Annotated in this window: 15 protein-coding genes; 8 read left to right on the plus strand and 7 right to left on the minus strand. The window is 56.5% G+C overall.

Annotated elements, in window-relative coordinates:
* Positions 1–48: 48 nt before the first annotated feature.
* Positions 49–2,052: a methyl-accepting chemotaxis protein gene (locus tag GN111_RS12485; protein WP_155304062.1), complete on the plus strand. Its 2,004-nt coding sequence runs from the start codon at positions 49–51 to the stop codon at positions 2,050–2,052.
* A gap of 148 nt (positions 2,053–2,200) precedes the next feature.
* Here GN111_RS12485 and GN111_RS12490 read toward each other — a convergent pair whose 3' ends face one another.
* The 7 genes from GN111_RS12490 to GN111_RS12520 form a co-directional block, all read right to left on the minus strand.
* Positions 2,201–4,129: an oxidoreductase gene (locus GN111_RS12490; RefSeq protein WP_155304063.1), complete on the minus strand. Its 1,929-nt coding sequence runs from the start codon at positions 4,127–4,129 to the stop codon at positions 2,201–2,203.
* A 90-nt stretch (positions 4,130–4,219) separates the two neighbouring features.
* Complete coding sequence (locus GN111_RS12495) at positions 4,220–4,882, minus strand: NAD(P)H-binding protein (RefSeq protein WP_155304064.1); 663 nt, start codon at positions 4,880–4,882, stop codon at positions 4,220–4,222.
* 33 nt (positions 4,883–4,915) lie between these two features.
* Complete coding sequence (locus GN111_RS12500) at positions 4,916–5,731, minus strand: alpha/beta hydrolase (protein ID WP_155304065.1); 816 nt, start codon at positions 5,729–5,731, stop codon at positions 4,916–4,918.
* Between the two features lies 1 nt (position 5,732).
* Positions 5,733–6,947, minus strand: coding sequence for an aspartate kinase (locus GN111_RS12505; protein ID WP_155304066.1), 1,215 nt, complete (start codon positions 6,945–6,947; stop codon positions 5,733–5,735).
* Positions 6,948–6,957: 10 nt separating this feature from the next.
* On the minus strand, positions 6,958–7,539 hold the full coding sequence (locus GN111_RS12510) for a YqaA family protein (RefSeq protein ID WP_155304067.1): 582 nt from the start codon (positions 7,537–7,539) through the stop codon (positions 6,958–6,960).
* Positions 7,540–8,190, minus strand: coding sequence for a protein-L-isoaspartate(D-aspartate) O-methyltransferase (locus tag GN111_RS12515; RefSeq protein WP_231715728.1), 651 nt, complete (start codon positions 8,188–8,190; stop codon positions 7,540–7,542).
* 217 nt (positions 8,191–8,407) lie between these two features.
* On the minus strand, positions 8,408–8,995 hold the full coding sequence (locus tag GN111_RS12520; protein ID WP_170302249.1) for a 5-formyltetrahydrofolate cyclo-ligase: 588 nt from the start codon (positions 8,993–8,995) through the stop codon (positions 8,408–8,410).
* A 346-nt stretch (positions 8,996–9,341) separates the two neighbouring features.
* Here GN111_RS12520 and serS point away from each other — a divergent pair, with 346 nt between their 5' ends.
* The 7 genes from serS to GN111_RS12555 all read left to right on the plus strand — a co-directional run bounded on the left by serS (position 9,342) and on the right by GN111_RS12555 (position 21,678).
* Positions 9,342–10,616: a serine--tRNA ligase gene (gene serS / locus GN111_RS12525; RefSeq protein ID WP_155304069.1), complete on the plus strand. Its 1,275-nt coding sequence runs from the start codon at positions 9,342–9,344 to the stop codon at positions 10,614–10,616.
* Positions 10,613–12,118: a threonine synthase gene (gene thrC, locus GN111_RS12530; RefSeq protein ID WP_176603289.1), complete on the plus strand. Its 1,506-nt coding sequence runs from the start codon at positions 10,613–10,615 to the stop codon at positions 12,116–12,118. The genes serS and thrC overlap by 4 nt, the downstream gene beginning before the upstream one ends.
* Positions 12,119–12,142: 24 nt before the next feature.
* On the plus strand, positions 12,143–13,912 hold the full coding sequence (locus GN111_RS12535) for a LysM peptidoglycan-binding domain-containing protein (RefSeq protein ID WP_155304070.1): 1,770 nt from the start codon (positions 12,143–12,145) through the stop codon (positions 13,910–13,912).
* A gap of 51 nt (positions 13,913–13,963) precedes the next feature.
* Positions 13,964–14,731 carry a tetratricopeptide repeat protein gene (locus GN111_RS12540; RefSeq protein WP_155304071.1) on the plus strand — a complete coding sequence of 256 codons (768 nt, stop codon included), beginning with the start codon at positions 13,964–13,966 and terminating at the stop codon, positions 14,729–14,731.
* On the plus strand, positions 14,728–16,308 hold the full coding sequence (locus GN111_RS12545; RefSeq protein WP_155304072.1) for a PAS domain S-box protein: 1,581 nt from the start codon (positions 14,728–14,730) through the stop codon (positions 16,306–16,308). Before GN111_RS12540 ends, GN111_RS12545 begins: the two co-directional genes overlap by 4 nt.
* 387 nt (positions 16,309–16,695) lie before the next feature.
* A complete protein-coding gene (locus tag GN111_RS12550; protein ID WP_170302250.1) occupies positions 16,696–18,375 on the plus strand; it encodes a methyl-accepting chemotaxis protein in 1,680 nt (559 codons plus the stop codon).
* Positions 18,376–18,543: 168 nt separating this feature from the next.
* Complete coding sequence (locus tag GN111_RS12555; protein WP_155304074.1) at positions 18,544–21,678, plus strand: PAS domain S-box protein; 3,135 nt, start codon at positions 18,544–18,546, stop codon at positions 21,676–21,678.
* Positions 21,679–21,725: the final 47 nt, after the last annotated feature.

Genomic DNA, 21,725 nt, shown 5'->3' on the forward strand with positions numbered 1-21,725 from the left:
TATTCTACAATACATTTTATCATAATCGTTTTACCAAGGAGCCCTGTTATGAAACTCAACCTGCAGTCCATCTCGACCAAATTGATCACAGGCGGTATTCTGGCCGTCCTGATTCCATTGATCGTCGCCGGATGGCTTTCCTATTCCAAATCCCACGACGCCCTGCTGGGGCTTTCCAAGGATCAAGCCGCTGGGATTGCGTCGGATCTCGCGAGAATGACGCGAAATATCGTCGATGCAGAACTCGATAAGGCGTCAACCATGGCCAACCAGAAAAGGGTCGTCGAACTTGGCCAGGCAGTCGACAATCTCGGTGTGGAAGCCAATGAATTGATGATCGATGAGATGTTTGCCGATCTTACGCGACAATTTAGCAGCATGGACAGGCATTACCAGGGCGTTTTCATTTCGGATGCCAAGGGTGAACTCTACACGGGCGTATTGGAAGGCGGCAAGGAATATACCGGCGTCAATATCGGCGATCGAGACTATTTCATGGCCAGCAAAAATTCGGGGAAATCGGTATTGAGCAATCTTACGATCTCAAAAAGCACGGGTAAACCCATCGCCGTTGCTTGCGCACCGATCCTTACGGCCAACGGAAAATTTCTCGGCACCTTGGGCCTGGTGATCAAGGCAGACTTTTTTACGGAAATCATCTCGGGTCGTAAAATCGGCACGACCGGCTATGGTTTTATGATTGATCGGACCGGCGTCACCCTGGCACACCCCAACCCCGATTTTGTGCTCGATTTAAATCTGGCGAAGCTCGAGGGGATGGAAACGATCACAGGCAAGATGATGGCTAATGATTCTGGCGTGGAAGAATACGTTTTCAAGGGAATCCATAAAATCGCGGGATTCGCCCCGGTGGGCCTCAACGGCTGGTCCATCGGTGCCACCCAAAACGCTGAGGAGTTCCTGGCGGCGTCCAATGCCATTCGAAATTCAAATGTCGTGGTAACCTTGGTGGCCGGTCTGATCGTGGCCGTGCTCGTTTTCTTCTCCGCCCGAGCCATCGTGCGCCCCATCAACGCCGCCGTTGCCGGTCTTAAAGACATCGCCCAGGGCGAGGGCGACCTGACCATGCGCCTGGAGGCCACTGCCAAGGATGAGGTCGGCGAACTGGCCCGCTGGTTCAACACCTTCATCGAAAAACTCCAGGGCATCATCAAGGACATTGCCGGCGGAGTCCAAACCCTCTCCTCCTCCTCCACTGAGCTCTCCGCCATCTCGGAGCAGATGACCCAGGGCATCCAGAACGTTTCCGAGAAGTCCAACACCGTTTCCGCTGCTGCCGAGGAAATGAGCGCCAACATGAACAACGTGGCCGCCGCCATGGAGGAGTCGGCCACCAACACCAACATGGTGGCCACCGCGGCCGAGGAGATGTCCTCCACCATCGGAGAGATCGCCCAGAACGCAGAAAAGGCCCGGAACATTTCCGACGAAGCGGCCCACAAAGCCTCCAACGCATCGACCAACATGGACCAGTTGGGCAACGCGGCCAACTCCATCGGTAAGGTGATCGAGACCATCACCGACATCAGCGAGCAGGTCAACCTGCTGGCCCTGAACGCCACCATCGAGGCGGCCCGGGCCGGCGAGGCCGGCAAGGGCTTTGCCGTGGTGGCCAACGAGATCAAGGAACTGGCCAAGCAGACCGCCGAGGCCACCCAGGACATCAAGGAGAAGATCGAGGGCATCCAGGGAACCACCACGACCACCGTAGGCCAGATTGCCGAGATCACCCAGGTGATCAACGATGTCAACGACGTGGTGGCCACCATTGCCACGGCCGTTGAGGAGCAGTCGACGGCCACCAAGGAGATCGCCAGCAACGTGGCCCAGGCCTCCCAGGGCATTCAGGAGGTCAACGAAAACGTCAATCAGAGTTCCACGGTTGCCGTAGAGATTTCCAGCGACATCGCCGGCGTGAGCACCTCCATGGACGAGATGTCCACCAGCAGCAGCCAGGTCAACCTCAGCGCCCAGGAGTTGTCCAACCTGTCGGAAAGTCTCAAGAACATGGTGGATCAGTTCAAGGTGTAAACATAAAAGGGAGCGATTGGCATCGTCCCTTGATTTCGATCGATTGGATGCATCGGTAGATCGATGCGCGATTAAAAACAGGCGGAAGCCGTTCAAAGCAACGGCTCCCGCCTGTTTTATCGTGTTTGGCTAAACCTACTATTACATATTACAGCGATCTGCCGATTTCCTCAGCCTCGCTTTGGGCCAGCATGAGGTTGCGCGGCGTTTTGGCATCTCCGATGACATGCACCTCCAGCCCGCGGCGGTCCAGCAGTTGCTTGACGTCCCGCATCGGCGTCATGGCCTCGGCCACCACGACGCTATCGAAGTTTTCCAGGGTCACAGGATTGCCGGCGGATGTAAAAACAACGCCGTCGTCGGTAAAGGTCTTGACCGCCACCTGCTTAAAAAGGTGTACGTTCCGCCGTTTAAGCCGCTCCCTGAGGTAGAAGCGGTCGTTGCTGGACATCTCATCGGCAAAATGGCGTTTGCGGTTGAGCAGGGCCACCTCGCGCCCCTTTTCCGCCAGAAAGTCCGCCGTCACCAGTCCCGCCTGCCCCCCGCCCACGACGATCACCCGGTCGCCGACAATTTTTCCATCCAGCACCTCGGTCACCGTACACAAATCCATTTGGGTGGTAAACAGCCCCTTGATGATGGGCATGTCCGGCAGGCTGCCCGACGCCAGCACAACCGTATCCGGATTGACGGTATCCAGCAGTTGCTCGTCCACGGCCGTGTTGAGCTGCAGAGACACGCCAAGACGCTCGATTTCGCTATTGAGAAAATCGACGATGTCCATGATCTCCCCCCGGCCGGGTACCCTTGCGGCCAGTCTCAGCAGACCGCCCACGAAGCCTTTCTCTTCGGCAACGGTCACACGGTGTCCGCGCATGGCCGCCATGCGGGCCGCGGCCAGGCCGGCCGGTCCGGCCCCCACCACAAGAACGGTTTTCGGGGCAGCCGCCTTTTCGTCTCCATTCATCAAATATTCCCGCCCCACATCGGGATTGACCACGCAGGAGCCGGGCTCCAGGGCCAAAACGGCGTGAATGCAGCCCAGGCAGCAGCCGAGACACGGCCGGATGGCCTTCAGGTTGCCGGCCCGGGCTTTTTCCGGCAGCATGGGGTCGGCGATCAGGGCCCGGCCCATGGCCACCACGTCGGCCCGCCCCTCTTTCAAAATGCGGTCGGCCAGTTCCGGACTCTTGACGCGCCCGACGCCGATTACGGGAATGTTCACCACTTTTTTCACGGCTTCGGCCAGGTGCACGAAACAGCCATGTTCCACGTACATGGAGGGGATGGTCAGTTGTTTGGAGCCATAGACGCCGGCCGACACGTGCAGGTAGTCTGCGCCTTTTTCTTCCAAAATCGGTGCCAGGCGCAGGGCATCGTCGAGGGTCCAGCCCCCGTCGATGTAGTCCTCACCGTTGATCCGCAGCCCTACGGGAAAATCACTGCCGGCCTTGGCCTTGATGTCCGCCAGCAGTTCGAGAAAAAAGCGGATGCGATTTTCGAAGCTCCCTCCGTAACGGTCCTGGCGATGATTCGAGTTGGGAGCCAGGAACTGATTGATCAGGTAGCCGTGGGCACCGTGAACTTCCACGAAATCGAAGCCGGCGTCCCGGCAGCGCCGCGCAGCATCACCGAAAGCGGCCACCAGTTCGGCAATCCCCTCTTCGCTCAGCTCCTTGGGGACCCCCTTGACTACCGCCGGTGCCGGCAGGGGCGACGGCGCCACCTTGCGATCGTGGTAGGATTGGCGCCCACCGTGCATCAACTGCATGCCGAAGCAGGTGTCGAAGGACTTGACCGTATCGACCATTTTCTTCATTGACGGAATGCAGGCATCGTCCCAAAGGGCGGGAAGACCGGGCAATTCAAGACCGGTGGGATGCACGCCGCCGCCGCCTACCAGAATCATGCCGGCCCCGCCTTTGGCCCGCTCGGCCAGGTAGCCGGTCAACTGGTCAGTGACATGGTTGTTTTCGTCCACGCCGAAATTGATGCTCATGGCCGACATGAGAAGCCGGTTTTTGGCCTGCATCCGTCCAATCTGGATGGGTGAAAAAAGATGCTTGAGGATGGTCATGGGAAGTCTCCGGAAAAAGGGTGACGAATAAAAGTAAAACCGGTCGGTCTTAAACCTGAACAGGGGATATACACGTTTTGCATGGCGGCGTCAAACCCCGGCCAATCCAGCGATATCCGCTGAGGTCAGGATACGGTTACCCATCGGATCCTGTTCGGCGATCCTCAGCATGGCCTTGGCCACGGTGCTGGCATGGATAGGCCGGTAACGTTTTGGAATCAAATAGGAAGTCCGGCGTCCCAGTACCTGCCCCAGGGCCTCCCCAAGGCGGAACTCTGGTCTGTTTCCCAGCAGGAGAGAAGGTCTGAAAATGCTGACACTGTCGAATTCCAATGTCAGGATAGCCGCCTCCAGTTCACCCTTGACCCGATTGTAAAAAAGTCGCGCGCCGGGATTGGCCCCCATCGCCGAAACCAACAGAAAATGCCGGCACCCTTGGTTTCGGGCCGCCTGGGCCGCGGTCAGCGGGTAGTCAAAATCCACCCGGCGGAAGGCTTCGCGGCTACCGGCTTTTTTCATCGTCGTGCCCATGGCGCAAAGAACCAGATCGGCAGCCACTTGGTCGCGCCACTTTTCAGGCCGCTCGAAATCAACCAATCGTGAATCCAGCTTCGCAGCTGCCTCTACATTTTTTATCGCTGATCGGGTCAAGGTCACGACCCGGCCACAGAATTCTGCGTTCAACAAGCCGTCCAGCAGATAACCGCCCACCAACCCGGTCGCCCCCAACAATAAAACGGTGCGCTTTGGCATCCTTCTTCTCCAGGTCAGGATTTAAGGTCGAATTTATTCTGTCTTGTTTTCCAACCGCGAGTCTGCAGACAAAAATGCATTGACCGCCTCCCAATAGTCCGGCGAGGTCTCAATGGTGTTGTGGTCGGTTCCTTCGATACGCACCGCCGTGGTCGGACCGCTCCATACCCGGCGCAGATTTTCGGCAAAGCGGGGCGGCACGATCTGGTCATGGGAAGCGGTGAGGAAAAGAGCCGGTGTGACAATATCCGGCGCCAGGACGGCCGAATCGAAGCGGTGCCGGAGGAGCCATTTTACCGGAAAAATCGGATAGTGGGCCCTGGCCACGTTGACCAGTGAATCGAAGGGGGTCACCAGAACCACGCCTCCGACCCGGCGGCTTGCGGCCACGTGCACGGCCACTCCCGAACCGAGACTACGCCCCATGAGCACGACATGGGAGGGGTCGATGCCTTCGGAGGCGATGACCCGATCAAAAATGAAAAGGGCATCGTCGCAAAGGGCACGCTCGGATGGACGGCCCTGGCTCTGGCCGTATCCGCGGTAGTTCATGAACAGAAAGGATCGGGCGGTAAAACGGCCGAGATCAGCGAAGTTCAGGGAGACGTCCTCGGCGTTGCCCCCATAGTAGACGATCAGAGGATGGTTTGCATCGATCCCGTTGTTGAAGAACCATCCGGTGAGAGTAACGTCGCCGTGCTTCAACCGGATCTCGCGGTCGGCATAGCGGGACAGGTTTGCCGACGCGGTGGGCTGGGGAAAGAAGATCATCTTTCCCTGGAACAGATAGAGCAGCAGGCTGCTGCCTACGAACAGCACCACCAAACCCTGAACAATCCCAACAATCATTTTACCCATTCTCCAAAATCCAGTTGGCATGGCACACTCGTACGCCGGCTGCAACGGACTCGCGGGGGACCAGCAAAGAAATACGAAACGAAGTGGTGCTGATTCCAAACACTTCGATTGCGTTGTTTTTAAGCAGTTCTATGGCTTCGATCAAGGTTACATTGGTTCGATTGAGCCCTTCCCCGATGAGAGACAAGGCTCCCAAATGGTCGTCGAAGGCGATGCTTGCACCCAACTCTCGAGCCAGGTTCGTTTGGATTGCATCCCACCCATAGATATTGGTTGATGATACTACGAAAGTGGCCCGCGGCGAAACCGTACTCCCCTGGGTTCGGGTGACATGAACCTCTTTCACTGGCACCTGCTCGTTTTCCAATATCTCCAACGCCCGGTTGAAATCGGATAGGACCCGGCTGCCACGGATGCGCACCCGAACAATCTCTTTTTCGCTGACCACCGCCTGCACGCCGACCACCTCGCCCGGGGCGAATCTGCGCACTACCGTTTCTCTGTTCCGATCAAAGGTGCTACGGGCGTAAATGGCGATCTGCTTCTCTTTGGCGAACTGGACAGCCTGGGCGTTGAGTACTTTGGCCCCGGCGACACTCATCTCCTGCATCACCGGATAGGAAAGTTCCGGAAGGTGCCGAGCATCTGCTACGGTGGAGGGGTCGCTGGTATATACTCCGTCCACGTCCGAATAGATCTCGCAACGATCGGCATTGATGGCAGCTGCCAGTGCAACTGCCGTGGTATCCGAACCACCGCGGCCTAAGGTAGTGATGTCCCGCCGATAGCTGACTCCCTGGAATCCGCCCACCACTACGATTTTGCCAGCCGCCATCTCATCCAATACCCGGAACGGCCGTACTTCGATTACCTGGGCGTCGTTGTGCCGGTGGTTGGTGATGATCCCGCACTGGGAACCGGTTAAAGAAACCGCCTGGGCACCCAGTTCACTCAGGGCCATACACAGTAGGGACATGGTGATGCGCTCGCCGGTGCTGAGCAGCATATCCATCTCCCGCCGGGGCGGTCGCGGTGAGACCTCGGCGGCCATCTCCACCAGGTGGTTGGTGGTTTTGCCCATAGCCGAAACCACGACGGCCACACCCACTCCCTTGGCCTTCACATCGGCGATAATACGGGCCACCCGCTTGATCTTGTCCATGTCGGCCAGACTGCTGCCGCCATATTTTTGGACGACACAGGTCATGGGCTTTTCCTTAAAACAAGTATTTGATCAACACAAAACTGCCCACCAGAAGAACGGTAAAAACAACCGCCAGCAGATTGAAGTAACGGTCGATGAAACGCTGGATGCGCGGCCCGAAGAGATAGATCAATCCGCCGACGAGAAAAAACCGTGCCGAACGGGAGAACGCAGATGCCAGGACAAAGACGGTGAAATCGATCTTGAACATGCCGGCAGCGATGGTGAACACCTTGTAGGGTATAGGCGTAAAGCCGGCGATGCCCACTGCCCATGCGTCGTAGGTCTTATACAGGGTTTCAATGTAGGCCACTTTCTCAGTCAGACCGTAAAAATCGACGATGCGGCTGCCGATCGAGGCCATGAACTGCCAGCCGATCAGGTACCCTAGGCATCCGCCGAAAATGGATCCGACGGCACAGACCAAGGCGTATTTGAGGGAGCGGTCCGGCCGGGCCACGCACAGGGCGATCAGCAATACGTCCGGCGGAATGGGGAAAAAGGAGGATTCGGCAAAGGCCAGCAGAAAGAGGGCCCAGGTGCCGTAAGGGGTAGCCGCCCAGTGCAGCACCCAGTCATACAGGCTTCTGAGCATTTAGCGTTCTCTCCAGCCGTGTTCACCGATGAGCTTGACGAATCGGCACCCGCCCAGGTTGGACTGATGAACCCCCTGTTCGTCTCGGACCAGTTTGATCAGGTCCTGGGTGTGGCGGTCGCCCACAGGAATCACCAACCGCCCGCCCATGGCCAGTTGGTTGACCAGCACCGCTGGAATCTCGGGGGCCCCGGCGGTTACGATGATGGCATCGTAGGGGCTGTGCTCCTTCCAACCGGTGGTGCCGTCCGAATAGCGGGTGACGATGTTGTGGTAGCGTAGCTGATCGAACAGCTTGCGGGTTCGCGTGTACAAGGAGTGGATGCGCTCGACCGTATACACGCGGTAGGCGATCTGGGCCAACACGGCCGCCTGGTACCCGGAGCCGGTGCCGATTTCCAGAACGCGGTCGTCGGGGTTAAGTTGCAGGGCCTGGGTCATTTCGGCCACGATATACGGCTGGGAGATGGTCTGCTGTTCGCCGATGGGCAGGGGGAAGTCGCCATAGGCCTGATCCATCATGGCTTCGCTGACGAACAGGTGGCGGGGCACGGTACGCATGGCCGATATCACGCGGGGATCGCTGATCCCACGGGCGATGATCTGCTTGGTGACCATTTCATTTCTCAGGCGCTGATATTTCACCGGCATTTTTCTCCCAGCACATGTCTACCAATTTCAGGGGGTTCGGTCAAGAAGCCTGAGGGCCGAATTGCAAATTGGGGAGTTTAAGGAATGGGTGGGCAGAAAACCGAAAACGTTGAATCCGAAACGCCGTTTTCCACGCCGGAACCGCAAGCCTGCTTTCGCCCTACGAAAAAACGCCCCCGCAAAGGGGCGCTAACGGAAAGGTTTTGCGGCCGGCCACTTAAATTTTATAGATCACCCGTTTTTCGGTGATGATAATATCCACATGCTTGTCATGGGATTCCATGGGCACCTGTGGGACCAGTTGGCCTTCGAACACCAGTCCCACCTTGCGGGTGGTCATTGGCAGGTCGGGAATAATCCGATCGTAATACCCGTCTCCGGAGCCGATGCGCCCGCCTTTTTCGTCCATGGCAATCCCCGGAACGATGGCAATGTCGATGCAATCCAGCGGCACCGTTTTGCACTTGGCCGGATTCGGCTCAAGAATCCCGCGCGGTCCCATGGTCAGGTCCTTGTCCGGATTGTCCACCTTCATCAGTTTCATGGTGGACCGGGCCGGGTCGAACGCGGGCAGCACTACAATCTTGCTATATTCGAAGGCCCTTTTGACGATGTTCTGCGTGCCGACTTCGTTTTCGGCATTCACGTACAGCATGACGATCTTGGATTCGAGGAAGTTGGCGAATTCGAAAAGTCGGTTTTCGATAATCGTTGTGTTGGCCGCCAGCACCTCATCGTCAAGCGCGTCGAAAAATGCTGCAATTTCGTTTCTGATCTCCTGCTTCTTCTCCCGGACTTCATCCATCAATGTCACCATTTTCCTGTTTGTTTACTTCCAGCTTACCCGCCGCCGAAGGAATTGCACCCGGCACCACCATCGGATCGAAGGGCCGTCCGGCAGGCGACTAAAAAATAACGATCAGGGTTCGCCAACACGATGAAACAACCGCCGAACGAAAGGGCCGTTACGGTTCAACCAGCAATCATTATTGACTAATTATACCACTTGGGATAAAGTTTCGACTGGTTTTGCCTCGGTGTTCGCCTCTCATCGATGGCGCCGTTCACCACCCCGGAAAACGAACTGAAACCACCGCTTTCAATCCGATGGTTGGCCCCGTTTAAAACGATTTTGAAATATAAGGACAATTATGCTGGAAATCAAGCTCGTCAGAGAAAATTTGGAACTGGTCAAAACCGCAATGCAAAACCGCGGTACCGACTTTGACTTCGAGGCGTTTCAGTCCCACGACGAACGCCGCAAACGCATCCTGTTCGAACTCGAGGAACTCCGCCGCCAGCGCAACAGCGTCTCCGACCGGATCGCCGAAATGAAACGCAATGGGGAAAACGCCGATGCCATCATCGAAAAAATGCGCACGGTTTCCACCTCCATCAAAGGCCTCGAAAAAGGAGTCGCCGAGAGCGAAGCGGCCCTTGACGAAATGATCATGGCCCTGCCCAACATCCCCCACGAAAGCGTGCCGGTGGGCAGGGACGAAAACGACAACCCGGTGGTAAAGACAGTGGGAGAGCCCACGACGTTCACCTACGAGCCTTTGCCCCATTGGACCATCGGAGAAAACCTGGGCATTCTGGATTTCACCCGCGCCGCCAAAATCGCCGGCGCCCGTTTTCCGCTTTACCTGGGCAAGGGCGCCCGTCTGGAACGCGCCCTGATCAATTTCATGCTGGATCTGCATACCGGTGAGCACGGCTACAAAGAGGTTCTGCCGCCGTTTATCGTCAACCGCAAGACCATGACCGGCACTGGCCAATTGCCGAAGTTTGAAGAGGATCTGTTCAAGTTGGAAAACCTGGACTATTTTCTCATCCCAACAGCTGAAGTCCCGGTAACCAATATCCACCAGGAGGAGGTCCTGGACGCTTCCCTGCTGCCGGTGTACTACACCGCCTACACCCCCTGCTTTCGCTCCGAAGCCGGCTCCTATGGCAAGGACACCCGCGGGCTGATCCGCCAGCACCAGTTCAACAAGGTGGAACTGGTCAAGTTTACCCGGCCGGAGACATCCTACGACGAACTGGAAACCCTTCTGGACAACGCCGAAACGGTTCTGCGCCGCCTGGAATTGCCCTACCGGGTCATCGACCTGTGCACTGGGGACATCGGATTTTCGTCGGCCAAAACCTATGACATCGAAGTCTGGATGCCTTCCCAGGGCGTTTACCGGGAAATTTCGTCGTGCAGCAATTTCGAGGATTTCCAGGCCCGACGGGCCAACATCCGCTTCAAAGAAAAAGGGAAAAAGGGCACCCGTCTGGTGCATACCCTCAACGGCAGCGGTCTGGCCGTCGGCCGAACCCTGGCGGCCCTGCTGGAGAACTGTCAACAGGAGGACGGCAGCGTCGTCATCCCGGAAGCGCTCAGGCCGTACATGGGCGGAATGGAATTCCTTGCATCGTGAAACTCGACCAGTTTCCTGAAGCGATCCGGCCGCGCCTGATCCCGAAGCCGGACGGCGAGATGATCTATCGCTGCCTGGGCTGCCGGAAGGAACACGGCATCGAAACCCTGCTTTATACCTGCCCGGACTGCGGCAGCGTCCTGCTCCTGCATGATCGCCGGTTCGAACGTCTCAAAGCCATTGACGGCGGGACGTGGCGAAAAATCCTCGACTACCGGCGCATGCTCAAAGACCCGGCCGTAAAGGGCATCTATCGCTACCACGAGTTTATCGGCCCCGTGATTCCTCTTTCATCTGTGGTGTATCTGGGGGAAGGCCACACGCCCGTGGTGGAGGCCAATGCGCACCTGCAGGCAAAGGCGGGCATCCGCTTCTTCTACAAAAACGACGGCCAGAACCCCAGCGCCTCTTTCAAGGACCGGGGGATGGCCAGTGCCCTGAGCTACATCAATTTTCTCATCCAGGAAGGGCATGTGGACGAGGTCCTCTCCATCTGTGCGTCCACGGGCGACACCAGCGCCGCCGCCGCCCTGTATGCCGCCTATCTCAAGCCCAAAATCAAGTCGGCTGTCCTGCTGCCCCACAAGAAGGTGACCCCGCAGCAGCTTTCGCAGCCTCTTGGCAGCGGCGCGGATGTCTTCGAGATCCCCGGTGTGTTCGACGACTGCATGAAGGTTGTCGAAGCCCTTTCCGAGCGGTACAACGTCGCTCTTCTCAATTCTAAAAACGCTTGGCGCATCCTGGGCCAGGAGTCCTACTCCTATGAGATCGCACAGGATTTCGATTACGCCATGGCGGACAAGGTGGTCGTGGTGCCCATCGGCAACGCGGGGAACATCACCGCCGTGATGAGTGGATTTCTCAAATTCTTCGAAGCCGGCATCATCGACGCCCTGCCCAAGATCGTCGGCGTTCAATCCGTGCACGCCAACCCGGTCTATCGATACTATCGCCAGCCCGAAGACGGGCAGCGCAAGTTCGTGCCCATGACCGTCAAACCCAGCGTGGCCCAGGCCGCCATGATCGGTAACCCGGTTTCCATGCCCCGGGTGATTCACCTGGTGGAGCGCTACAATCGGGTTGCCGGCGACCTTCGGGTGTTCTTTGCCGAGGTGACCGAACAGGACATCATGGACTGGCAGCTCACGGCCAACCGCAACGGGCACATCGCCTGCACCCATGGCGGCGAATCGCTGGCCGGTCTGATGAAGGCCATGCAAAACGGAGATGTCGATTCCAAAGAGACGGCCATCGTGGACTCCACCGCGCACGCCCTCAAATTTGCCGGCTTTCAGGACATGTATTTTCAGGACAGCTTCCCCGATGGGTATGCCGTCCGGCCGAACCCGGATCTGGTCAACCGGCCACGCTATGTCCGTCCGGAATCCATTGAAAAGTTCCCGGAGGCGGGCCGCCCGCTGGAAGGGGAAGCCTTCGACCGCTTCGTCGATGCGGTATCCGGGCAGATTGCCGAATCGCTGGATCTGAAGAAAAAGGTCTGAAACCCCAATTTCAGGACGAATACGATGCGCGTTATCAAACGGTTCCCGGGTGTGAGCGTTTTTTGGTGTCTGTTTTCGACATTGACGGCCTTACTCCTCCTTCCGGCCCCCGACAGCCATGGCGCCATGCTCTACAAGGACTATGTCGTGCGCTACGACCGAGGATGGGACATCCTTTGCGATCCCTACCAGGTCCAGCGGGGGGACTGGGTGCTCAAGATTTTCCGGCAAAAAGGCGAAATCGCCCACGAAGACTTCCGGGAATTTCTGGGCATCTTCCAGCGCCTCAACCCCCACGTGAAGGACATCGACCGCATCCGTCCGGGCCAGGTGGTGGACATCCCCTTGAAAAAGCTGACCCAGGGCACCCTTCCGGGACAGTCCTCGGGCATGGTCACCATCCCCTTCGTAATGATCAACAACCCCAAGGAGATGATCAAAAAGAACACCCGGACCTATACCGTTAAGCGGGGCGACACGGTTTCCAAGCTCATCGCCAACCGTTTCGGCGGGCGCTACGGCAACCTCACCTACCGCCAGGGGATCGAGCTGTTCAAATCCGCCAACCCCCATATCCAGGATATCGACCGGATTTACGCCGGCCAGAAGATCTACATGCCGGATCCCTCCATCCGGCAGGAAAACTGGTACAGCGACCTGTTCGACAAGGACGGTAAGCTGGTCGAAAAAATGCCCGAAGCAGCAGCATCCGAAGCCGCTGCCCAGAGGCCGCCCATCGAACAGCCGGAGGACGCCGGACCTGCCGGCGAGGCGGCAGCGATGATCGGCGGACGTCTGTTGAACAAAGGGACCTATTTTCTCCCCATGAAGCAGGGCAGGGATTTTGAACTCGATCTTTCCCGCTACCCGATGATTGACATGGGCAACGGTTCCAAGGTGGTCCTGACCTCCCGGGACAAGGTCATGAATGTGGATCTGCCACTGATCCAGTCCTATTGGAAAGATGTCAAAGTGGTCAAGGTGGCCGAAAACGCCTCGTCCCGGGAAATCATCGAAGCGGTTTTCGCCTCCCTTTCCGATGCGGCCTCGGCAAATCAGCTCTCTTTCGATGAAGGTGCCGCGACCATCCGGGTCAGCGCCAAATGGATTCGGACCGAGACCTCCGCCGACGGTCAGGTGCCCCGTCACACCTGCATTACGCCCATCGCGGACCCATCCCAGCGAACCCATGACGCTATCGTCCGCTACTTGAACCAGAATGACATTATCCTGAACGAACTGGTCTCCGGCGCAAGCCAGACGGAGCCGCTAAGGTTTCCCGTCAACAATTCAGACAATACCGGATCCATCGACGGATCCAGCCAGAAAGCCCTGCTCGCTTCCTTTGCAGCGAGCATGGATTTTCGCTATTCGCCCAATACCGGCATCAGCTTTCCGTATGCCGGCATTCAGGTCCAGGCACTGTCCAATCTTCTCTCTTTTGGAAACGGAAGAGAAATCCTCGTTGATTTCGGCGACCTTTACGGCGATGCGGTGAATGCCATCCGAAAGACGGGTCTGGAAATTCTGCAGGTTTCGGTGGATGCCGGCGCGATTAAAATCATCCAGCAGGTAATGGACGCTGCGGGCATGGCCTATACCGCCGGACCTGTCTTTTACGGCGCCGAGCGGCCCGCCGAATTCAACACGACCATTACCATCAACGGCATCCTCATCCCCATGACCAACGGAGAAAACCGCCTGTTTACCGAGCGGCCGATTCCTCAACTGATCGAAATGTTCCTTCGGGACCGGGGCATCCATTTGTTCCGGATCCAAGGAATTGGTCAATAGGATATTTTTGCGACTTTCGCTGATGCATGCAACCACAGAAAGGACCGGAATATGACATGCCGCCCAATGCGGGTCATCCTCTTGCTTTTATGTGTAACGGTTTTCAGTTCCTCCTGCGCAACGACAAGCACCATTTCTCCCCAGGATAAGAAAAAGGCTCGCGCTGCAAGAGATCTGGGAGAAGCTTACTTAAGAGAAAAGCAGTACACAGCCGCGCTGAAAGAGCTTTACAAGGCAGAGAAACTCAACCCCGAGGACCCAACCCTGCACAACGACCTTGGGTTGGTTTACATGGCCAAAGAGAAGTACAAACTGGCCGTTACGCATTTCGAAAAAGCAGTTAAGTTGAAACCTGACTACTCCCTGGCCAAAAACAACTTAGGAAGCGTCTATCTGGCCCTTAAAGAGTGGGACAAAGCCATTGCGGTACTCGAACCGGTGACCAAGGACATGCTTTACGCCACGCCGCACTATCCATTGTCCAATCTGGGATGGGCCTATTACAACAAGGGCGAATACGGCAAAGCCCGCCAGTATCTGGAAGAGGCCCTGGAACTGAAGCCGGATTTCGCTATCGCCAAGTTGAATCTGGGCCGAACCTATCTGGCTACCGGCAGATTGCACCTGGCGCTGAACCTGCTCGAAAAACTCGCCTCGGAAAGTCCGAATAATCCGGTCGTATTGCTGGAATTGGGCAAAACCTATCGCCTTTTGGGTGATTACAAAAACGCCAGGCTGGCGTTGAGAGGGGCCATCCAATTTACCGAAGATTCGAATCTGGCCCTTGAGGCGTCCGAGGAATTGAGGAAACTGTATTGAAACCCGACGATCTTAAAAAAAAACTGGCCGACTGCTCCCGCCTGTTGAAGGCGTCGCATACCGGCCTTATTTCGCTGGACAAGGCTGGTCTCATCGAAGGCATCAACGTGCAGGCCGTAAAGATGCTGGGCGCCGACCGGTCCTTATTATTGAAAAAACCCATCAGCCTGTTCATTGCCCCGGAAGACCAGTCCGTTTTTTACATCAACCGCAGCCGAATCTTTTCCGGTGAATTGCAGACGCCTTTTGAAATCAAATTGAAAAAGAAAGACGGCACCCTGTGGTTCGCACGGGTCAACGCCCAGCCGTTGGAGACGCCCAACCAGCGCCTACCCGGAATGCTCCTGGCCGTGGAGGATATCAGCCCTTACCGGCAGGCGGTGGAGTCGCTTCAATTCAAGGAAGATTTCATCAACCTGCTTTTTTCCATCATCGACGATCTGGCCGTATGGTCCACCGCCGATATCGATGAAATCATTTTTTACTGCCTGGAAAAGGTCGGGCTGCTGTCCAAGGCGGATCGCGTCTATGTCTGCCTGTTCCATAATCGCGGCACGCGCCTTACCGTTACTCACGAATGGACGTCCGAAGGCATCGATTCACCGTCCGCCAGCTTGCAGGATGCGGACCTGGCAACGTTCTCCGCACTTCTGGAGCCGACGAAAAATGGCAACGTTATCGCTGTCGAAGACCTGGCCGAACTGGCTCCTGACGTTCGCGCCGCGCACCAAACGTTTCATGCCGCCGGCATCAAGTCGCTGATCGTCACACCCCTGTTTTACGGCCACCGTCTGCTGGGTGTCATCGGCTGCGACGCCGTTCGGCAGACCGTCGCCTGGCCGCGGGAAACCTGCAGTTTGATCAAATGCGTCGGTGGAGCCATCGTCAATGCACTGCTCCGGCGTCGGCTCGAAGAAACCCCGGCCAAAACACGAGAGCCCCTTTTCCGGTTCATCGCCCCGACTGCTGCAACCGCAGGCGAAGACCTGTTCGAATACGAAGGCCCCATCGAGGTCATTGACAGTGCACCATTGCCGACTGCCAGAAAAGAGGCGGCCTGGCATATCGAAGCAGGCGAACCGGACGCCCCGGCGGATCTGGGTACGGCCCTGCTGAAAGACGGCAAAACGGCCAACGTCGCCTGCAGGAACTGCAACCGTCAAAAGCTGATCGATATTTCGGAGATTCGAACACTGGGCACCCGGATCAAGGTAACCTGCGTTTGTGGCAATGAGATGTTCTTCAAGGTTGAGCTTCGCCGTGAACATCGCAAAACAGTCAACCTGGAAGGGGTATTCATTCGCGGTCCGGGTGACCGCATCGCCATGAAATCCGACGATTGGGGCGGGATTCAGATCAACAACCTCTCCCGCAACGGGATCGGATTCAAATTTCTCGACAATCAAGACATCCGGGTCAAAGACCGCTTCCGGGTGAAGTTCGCTCTGGACAACACAGCCCGATCAGTGATCCAGAAAGAAGTAGTGGTGCGTTCGGTGAACGATGGGATCATCGGCTGCCAGTTTACCAGCACGGACGCCTGCGATGTGACCCTCGGTTTTTACATGCTGACCTGAGCCGGCCGCAGGCTCCTCTCCCACCTGTTGCGATCTTCAAAATTTTCAGAGTTCTGTTTTTTTTTCACCAAAAAACCGGAAAAATCCGCTTTTCTTCCAATGGCTCGTCATCCACTGCCAATAATGCCGGCAGCCGTCAATGGAATTTGCCCACTGGCCGTCTTGTTTCGGTGCCTTTCTTGTGACCATGGCCTGGGTTGTCCATCGTCATCAACCCCGACCCGTAAACCGAGGAACCGGCCGGGTTTCAACAATAAATACTCATGTTTTTACTAATCCTGCCGACAACTCATCTTATACGGGGATTGCTGAATACGGATAGCTGTCACGGTTTTTAAATTTCGAATGGAATCCCGATTCAGTCCAAAACGACAGGAGGCGATATTCATGAATTTAATCAACAACTTGAAAATCAGAACGAAGCTGCTGGTGGCATTCAGCATCATGGTGGTATTCATCGGGGTGATCGGCATCACAGGCTACAGCAGTGTGAAAGGCATTCAGACCGAGCTGGAAAACATCTTCTCTGTTCAGATGCCCAGCATTGACTATTTGATCGAGGCCGACCGCGACTTGCAGCAACTGCTGGTGGCCGAGCGCTCCATGATGTTCACCGATCCCGATTCGGAGCTTTTCCGCCAGTTCGTTGAAGAATATGAAACCAATTTCAAGCAATCCGCTTCTCGCTGGGACAAGTACAAGGCCCTGGCCAGCACCGCGGCGGAAAAAGAGCTGTTCAGTGTTTATGACCAGGCCCGGATGGCGTGGCAAAAAAGCTCAAAGGAAGTCGTCGAACTGGCCAGGCAAGGAAGCACTCAGCGGGCCATCGCCCTGACCCTGGGCGATGCCAAAACGCACTTCGAACAGATGCGCGACCAGTTGGACAAGCTGACCGAAATCAACCTCGAATTGGCCAAAAAATCCCGCGAGAAGGCCCATGCCACCTACAAAGCGACCCTTGCCACGCTGCTGACGACCGTCCTGCTCGGGGTTGCAGTGGGCGTTGTGCTGGCCTGGTTCATCTCCCGTCTGATCACCCGGCCGGTCAACGCCATGGTTGACGGTCTCAAGGACATCGCCCAAGGCGAAGGCGACCTGACCAAACGCCTGGTGGAAGGCGCCAAGGACGAGCTGGGCGATCTGGCCACCTGGTTCAATACCTTCATGGACAAACTTCAGGACCTCATCAAGCAGATTGCCGGCGGGGTCGAGACCCTTTCCTCCTCCTCCACCGAGCTGTCGGCCATTTCCGAACAGATGACCCAGGGCATCCAGAACGTCACCGACAAAGCCAATACCGTCTCGTCCGCGGCCGAGGAAATGAACGCCAACATGAACAACGTGGCCGCCGCCATGGAGCAGTCCGCCACCAACACCAACATGGTAGCCACCGCCGCCGAGGAGATGTCCTCCACCATCGGAGAAATCGCGCGGAATTCCGAAAAGGCCCGCGGTATTTCCGACGAAGCGGCCAGCAAGGCCACCACCGCCTCCACCAATATGGATGAGTTGGGCAACGCGGCCAACTCCATCGGCAAAGTGGTGGAGACCATCACCGAAATCTCCGAACAGGTAAACCTGCTGGCTCTGAACGCCACCATCGAGGCGGCCCGTGCCGGCGAGGCCGGCAAGGGCTTTGCCGTGGTGGCCAACGAGATCAAGGAACTGGCCAAGCAGACCGCCGAGGCCACCGGGGACATCAAGCAGAAGATCGAGGGGATTCAGGGTACAACAACTACCACCGTAGACCAGATTACCGAGATTACCGAGGTAATCAACGACGTCAACGAGGTGGTGACGAACATCGCCACTTCCGTAGAAGAACAATCGGCGGCCACCAAGGAAATCGCCAACAACGTGGCCCAGGCTTCCACCGGTATTCAGGAGGTCAACGAAAACGTCAATCAGAGTTCTGCCGTCTCTGCTGAAATCTCCCAGGACATTGCCGGCGTGAGCACCTCCATGGACGAGATGTCCAACAGCAGCGGCCAGGTCAATCTCAGCGCCCAGGAATTATCCCAATTGTCCGAAAGCCTTAAGCAGATGGTGGAGCAGTTCAAAGTGTAACTCTTAAACCAAGTCACCAAAAACGCCAGGCAAGCAGTCAATGAGAATAAACCCGTTTTGCTTCTCTGGCGGTTTTGTGTGAGTGATCGAACTTTTTATCGGCCGTTCGTCTTCATCCAAGGCTTATCCATTTGACCTGAATCGGCGGCTTCGATATGATGCCTTTTGATGCACACCTTACAACATCCTCCAAAAAAAAAGGAAATCAGTTGCCGGCTCACGCGGACCCTCCTTTTTTACGTCCGGGAGCAGAATAACGGATTGTTGGGCGATCTTCTGTCCGGACTGCCCCTGAACGAGGCCTATCTGCTGGACACCAACAACTGGATCTCTCACGAATTGCTTCAGGTGCTCTACCGACGCATGATCGAAATGCTGGGGGACGAAAATGCCGTCTACCATATGGCCCTGGCCTCAAGGCGCTTTCGCTCCATGGGATTTCTGGATCGCGTAGCGCGGCTGCTCGACAATCCTCGCCTGATTTACTCCCAGGCGCCCATTTACAATCGTTTCCTGAAACTCAACGGCAGTGTTTATATCCACGAGATCGGTTCCTCCCGGGTACTACTGGAAGACCGCTACCACGACAGCCGCCAGAAGACCCGGTTTGACTGCGATTACACCCGCGGCATTATAGCCGGCATTCCCACCATGTTCGGCCTGCCCCTGGCGGATGTGGAAGAGATCGAGTGCCAGGTGGCCGCCGCAAAATACGGTCCCCGAACCTGGCCGGACAAACCGCGCCAGGATTGCAAAGGCTGTTTTTACCGGGTCCGGTGGATTCCCAAAAAGCCTTTTTTTCTCAAACGTTTTTTCCTGGGGGCAAAAAACCGCCAACAGGCCGTCGAAGACCTGGTGCAGGCCAATCGCTTGATCCAGGCCAAATACGATGAAGTCAAAGCCCTGATGCAGGACCTGGAACGGACCAATCGGGATCTTCTTGAATCCAAGCGGGAAATGGAAAACCAAAGAGCCCTGCTCATGGATTCCGAGCGCAAGTATCGTCTGCTGGCGGAAAACGTGTCCGACATCATCTGGGTTGTCAGTCTCGATACCCTGGCCTTCGATTACATCAGTCCCGCCGTAAAAAAACAACGCGGCTTTACGGCAGAGGAAGCCATGGCCTTGAGCCTCGAACAATCCATGTCCTCCGAATCCTTTGTCAGGGTGACAAAAATTCTCGAGGCGGAACTGGCCCGGGACAACCAGCCGGGCATCGATCCCCAGCGAACCGTAACCGTCGAGGTGGAACAATCCCTCAAAGGGGGCGGCTATACCTGGTCGGAGGCCACCGTTTCCTTCGTTCGCGATGCCAAGGGAAAGCCGACGGCGATTATGGGGGCAACCCGGAATATCTCCGAGCGCAAAAAAGCCCAGCAGGCCCTTATCGAAAGCGAAAAAAAATACCGCGATCTGTTTGAAAACGGTTCGGATCTCATCTGCCTCCACGATCTTGACGGCCAGCTTCTGGAAACCAACCTGGCCTACAAGGAAGAGTATGGATGGTCAAAGGAGCATCTTCAGGGCGTCAACATCCGGGAATTCATCCCCGAGCGATACCGGGCCGAGTTCGACGCATACATGGAGCGGATTCTGGAAAAGGGCAGTGATGAGGGCTACCTGAAAACCTACGCCAGTTCTGGCGAAGAAGTGCTGTTGGAGTACCACAATCGGCTCATTATAGATGACCGGGGCCGGCCCAAGGCGGTTCAGGGCGCGGCTAGGGATGTCACCGAACGCCTGCGGTATGAAAAGGCACTTAAGGAAAGCGAAGAGAAATACAGGAACCTGGTGCAACACGCGCCCGCCGGAATCTATGAATTCGACATGCAAACCGCCAAGTTTATCAGCGTAAATGAGGTGATATGCGAATACACGGGGTTCAGCCGCGATGAGCTACTCGAGATGGATCCGTATTCCCTGCTTTGCGAAGAGAGCAAAGACACCCTGGATCAACTCATCAATCGTGTCTACAGGGAGACACCGCGGGAACTTTCGGCCGAATACAAGTTCGCCGGGAAAAACGGACAAGAATTTTGGGTGCTGGCCAACTTCCGCTTTTTCTATAATGACGGCGTTCCCAAGCTCGCCATGGCCGTGGTCCACGACCTGACGGAAATCAAAAATGCGGAAACGGAAAAAAAAGCCCTCGAAGCCAAACTCCAGAACGCAAAAAAGCTGGAATTGCTGGGCACCCTGGCCGGGGGCGTGGCCCACGACCTGAACAATATTCTCAGTGGTATCGTCAGTTATCCCGACCTTCTGCTGCTGGACCTGGATGCGGACAGTCCGCTGCGCAAGCCTTTGCTGACCATCAAGCAATCGGGATTGAAAGCGTCGGCCATCGTCCAGGATCTGTTGACCCTGGCACGCCGAAACGTGGCCATAAAAAACGTGATCGATCTCAACAAGTTCGTAAAAGACTTTGTTGCCACACCGGAATGCCTTAAAATTGTCGGATATCATCCCGACATCACCCTTGAAACCGACTTGGGAAAAGGCCTTTGCCATGTGTACGGATCGGAATCGCATCTATCCAAAACGGTGATGAACCTGGTCAGCAATGCCGCTGACGCCATGCCCGCCGGGGGGACGATTTCCATTGCCACCCGGGACTTTTACCTGGATCGGTCCTACACGGGTTTTGAAGTCGTTCCCCAAGGGGAGTATGCCATCCTCGAGGTGTCCGACACGGGTATCGGCATGATCCATTCCGATCTGGAAAAGATTTTCGAGCCCTTTTACACCAGAAAAGCTCAGGGCCGCAGCGGTACCGGGCTGGGTATGTCGGTCGTATGGGGAACGGTTAAGGATCACGACGGATATATTGACATCACCACCGAGGAAGGAACCGGAACCACCTTTACGCTCTATTTTCCCGCCTCGCGATCGGAACTGCCGGAATCGGCCCCGATCCGCATCGACGACTATTTAGGTAAAGGCGAGTCAATTCTCATCGTAGACGATTCGCCGGAACAAAGGGATTTGATCGGCCGCATGATGCAGCGGCTCGGTTATGCTGCGGACAAGGCGGATTCGGGGGAAACGGCCGTGGCCATGGCGGCGGACAAGAACTACGACCTGATGATCCTCGACATGATCATGCCCCCCGGCATTGACGGGCTGGAAACCTACCGGCGGGTCCTCGAAAAAGTACCCCACCAGAAAGCGGTCATCGCCAGCGGTTACTCGAAGTCCGACCGGGTCGAAGCGGCCCAGCGCCTGGGCGCCGGCAGCTACATCAAAAAGCCGTTTACCCTCGAAAAAATCGGGATAGCCGTCAGAAACGAACTGGATCGATAGTTCCTGCCTCGATCGTCCCCCACTTAATCGATTCGCTCAAGCCGGCT

Origin of the sequence: Desulfosarcina widdelii (assembly GCF_009688965.1) — a bacterium.
Lineage (GTDB): Bacteria > Desulfobacterota > Desulfobacteria > Desulfobacterales > Desulfosarcinaceae > Desulfosarcina > Desulfosarcina widdelii.

Excerpts from the sequence above, each read along its gene's own strand:
- GN111_RS12485 (WP_155304062.1), top strand. The coding sequence starts at position 49 with ATGAAACTCAACCTGCAGTCCATCTCGACCAAATTGATCACAGGCGGT.
- GN111_RS12490 (WP_155304063.1), bottom strand. The coding sequence starts at position 4,129 with ATGACCATCCTCAAGCATCTTTTTTCACCCATCCAGATTGGACGGATG.
- GN111_RS12495 (WP_155304064.1), bottom strand. The coding sequence starts at position 4,882 with ATGCCAAAGCGCACCGTTTTATTGTTGGGGGCGACCGGGTTGGTGGGC.
- GN111_RS12500 (WP_155304065.1), bottom strand. The coding sequence starts at position 5,731 with ATGATTGTTGGGATTGTTCAGGGTTTGGTGGTGCTGTTCGTAGGCAGC.
- GN111_RS12505 (WP_155304066.1), bottom strand. The coding sequence starts at position 6,947 with ATGACCTGTGTCGTCCAAAAATATGGCGGCAGCAGTCTGGCCGACATG.
- GN111_RS12510 (WP_155304067.1), bottom strand. The coding sequence starts at position 7,539 with ATGCTCAGAAGCCTGTATGACTGGGTGCTGCACTGGGCGGCTACCCCT.
- GN111_RS12515 (WP_231715728.1), bottom strand. The coding sequence starts at position 8,190 with ATGCCGGTGAAATATCAGCGCCTGAGAAATGAAATGGTCACCAAGCAG.
- GN111_RS12520 (WP_170302249.1), bottom strand. The coding sequence starts at position 8,995 with ATGGATGAAGTCCGGGAGAAGAAGCAGGAGATCAGAAACGAAATTGCA.
- serS (WP_155304069.1), top strand. The coding sequence starts at position 9,342 with ATGCTGGAAATCAAGCTCGTCAGAGAAAATTTGGAACTGGTCAAAACC.
- GN111_RS12535 (WP_155304070.1), top strand. The coding sequence starts at position 12,143 with ATGCGCGTTATCAAACGGTTCCCGGGTGTGAGCGTTTTTTGGTGTCTG.
- GN111_RS12540 (WP_155304071.1), top strand. The coding sequence starts at position 13,964 with ATGACATGCCGCCCAATGCGGGTCATCCTCTTGCTTTTATGTGTAACG.
- GN111_RS12550 (WP_170302250.1), top strand. The coding sequence starts at position 16,696 with ATGAATTTAATCAACAACTTGAAAATCAGAACGAAGCTGCTGGTGGCA.
- GN111_RS12555 (WP_155304074.1), top strand. The coding sequence starts at position 18,544 with ATGCACACCTTACAACATCCTCCAAAAAAAAAGGAAATCAGTTGCCGG.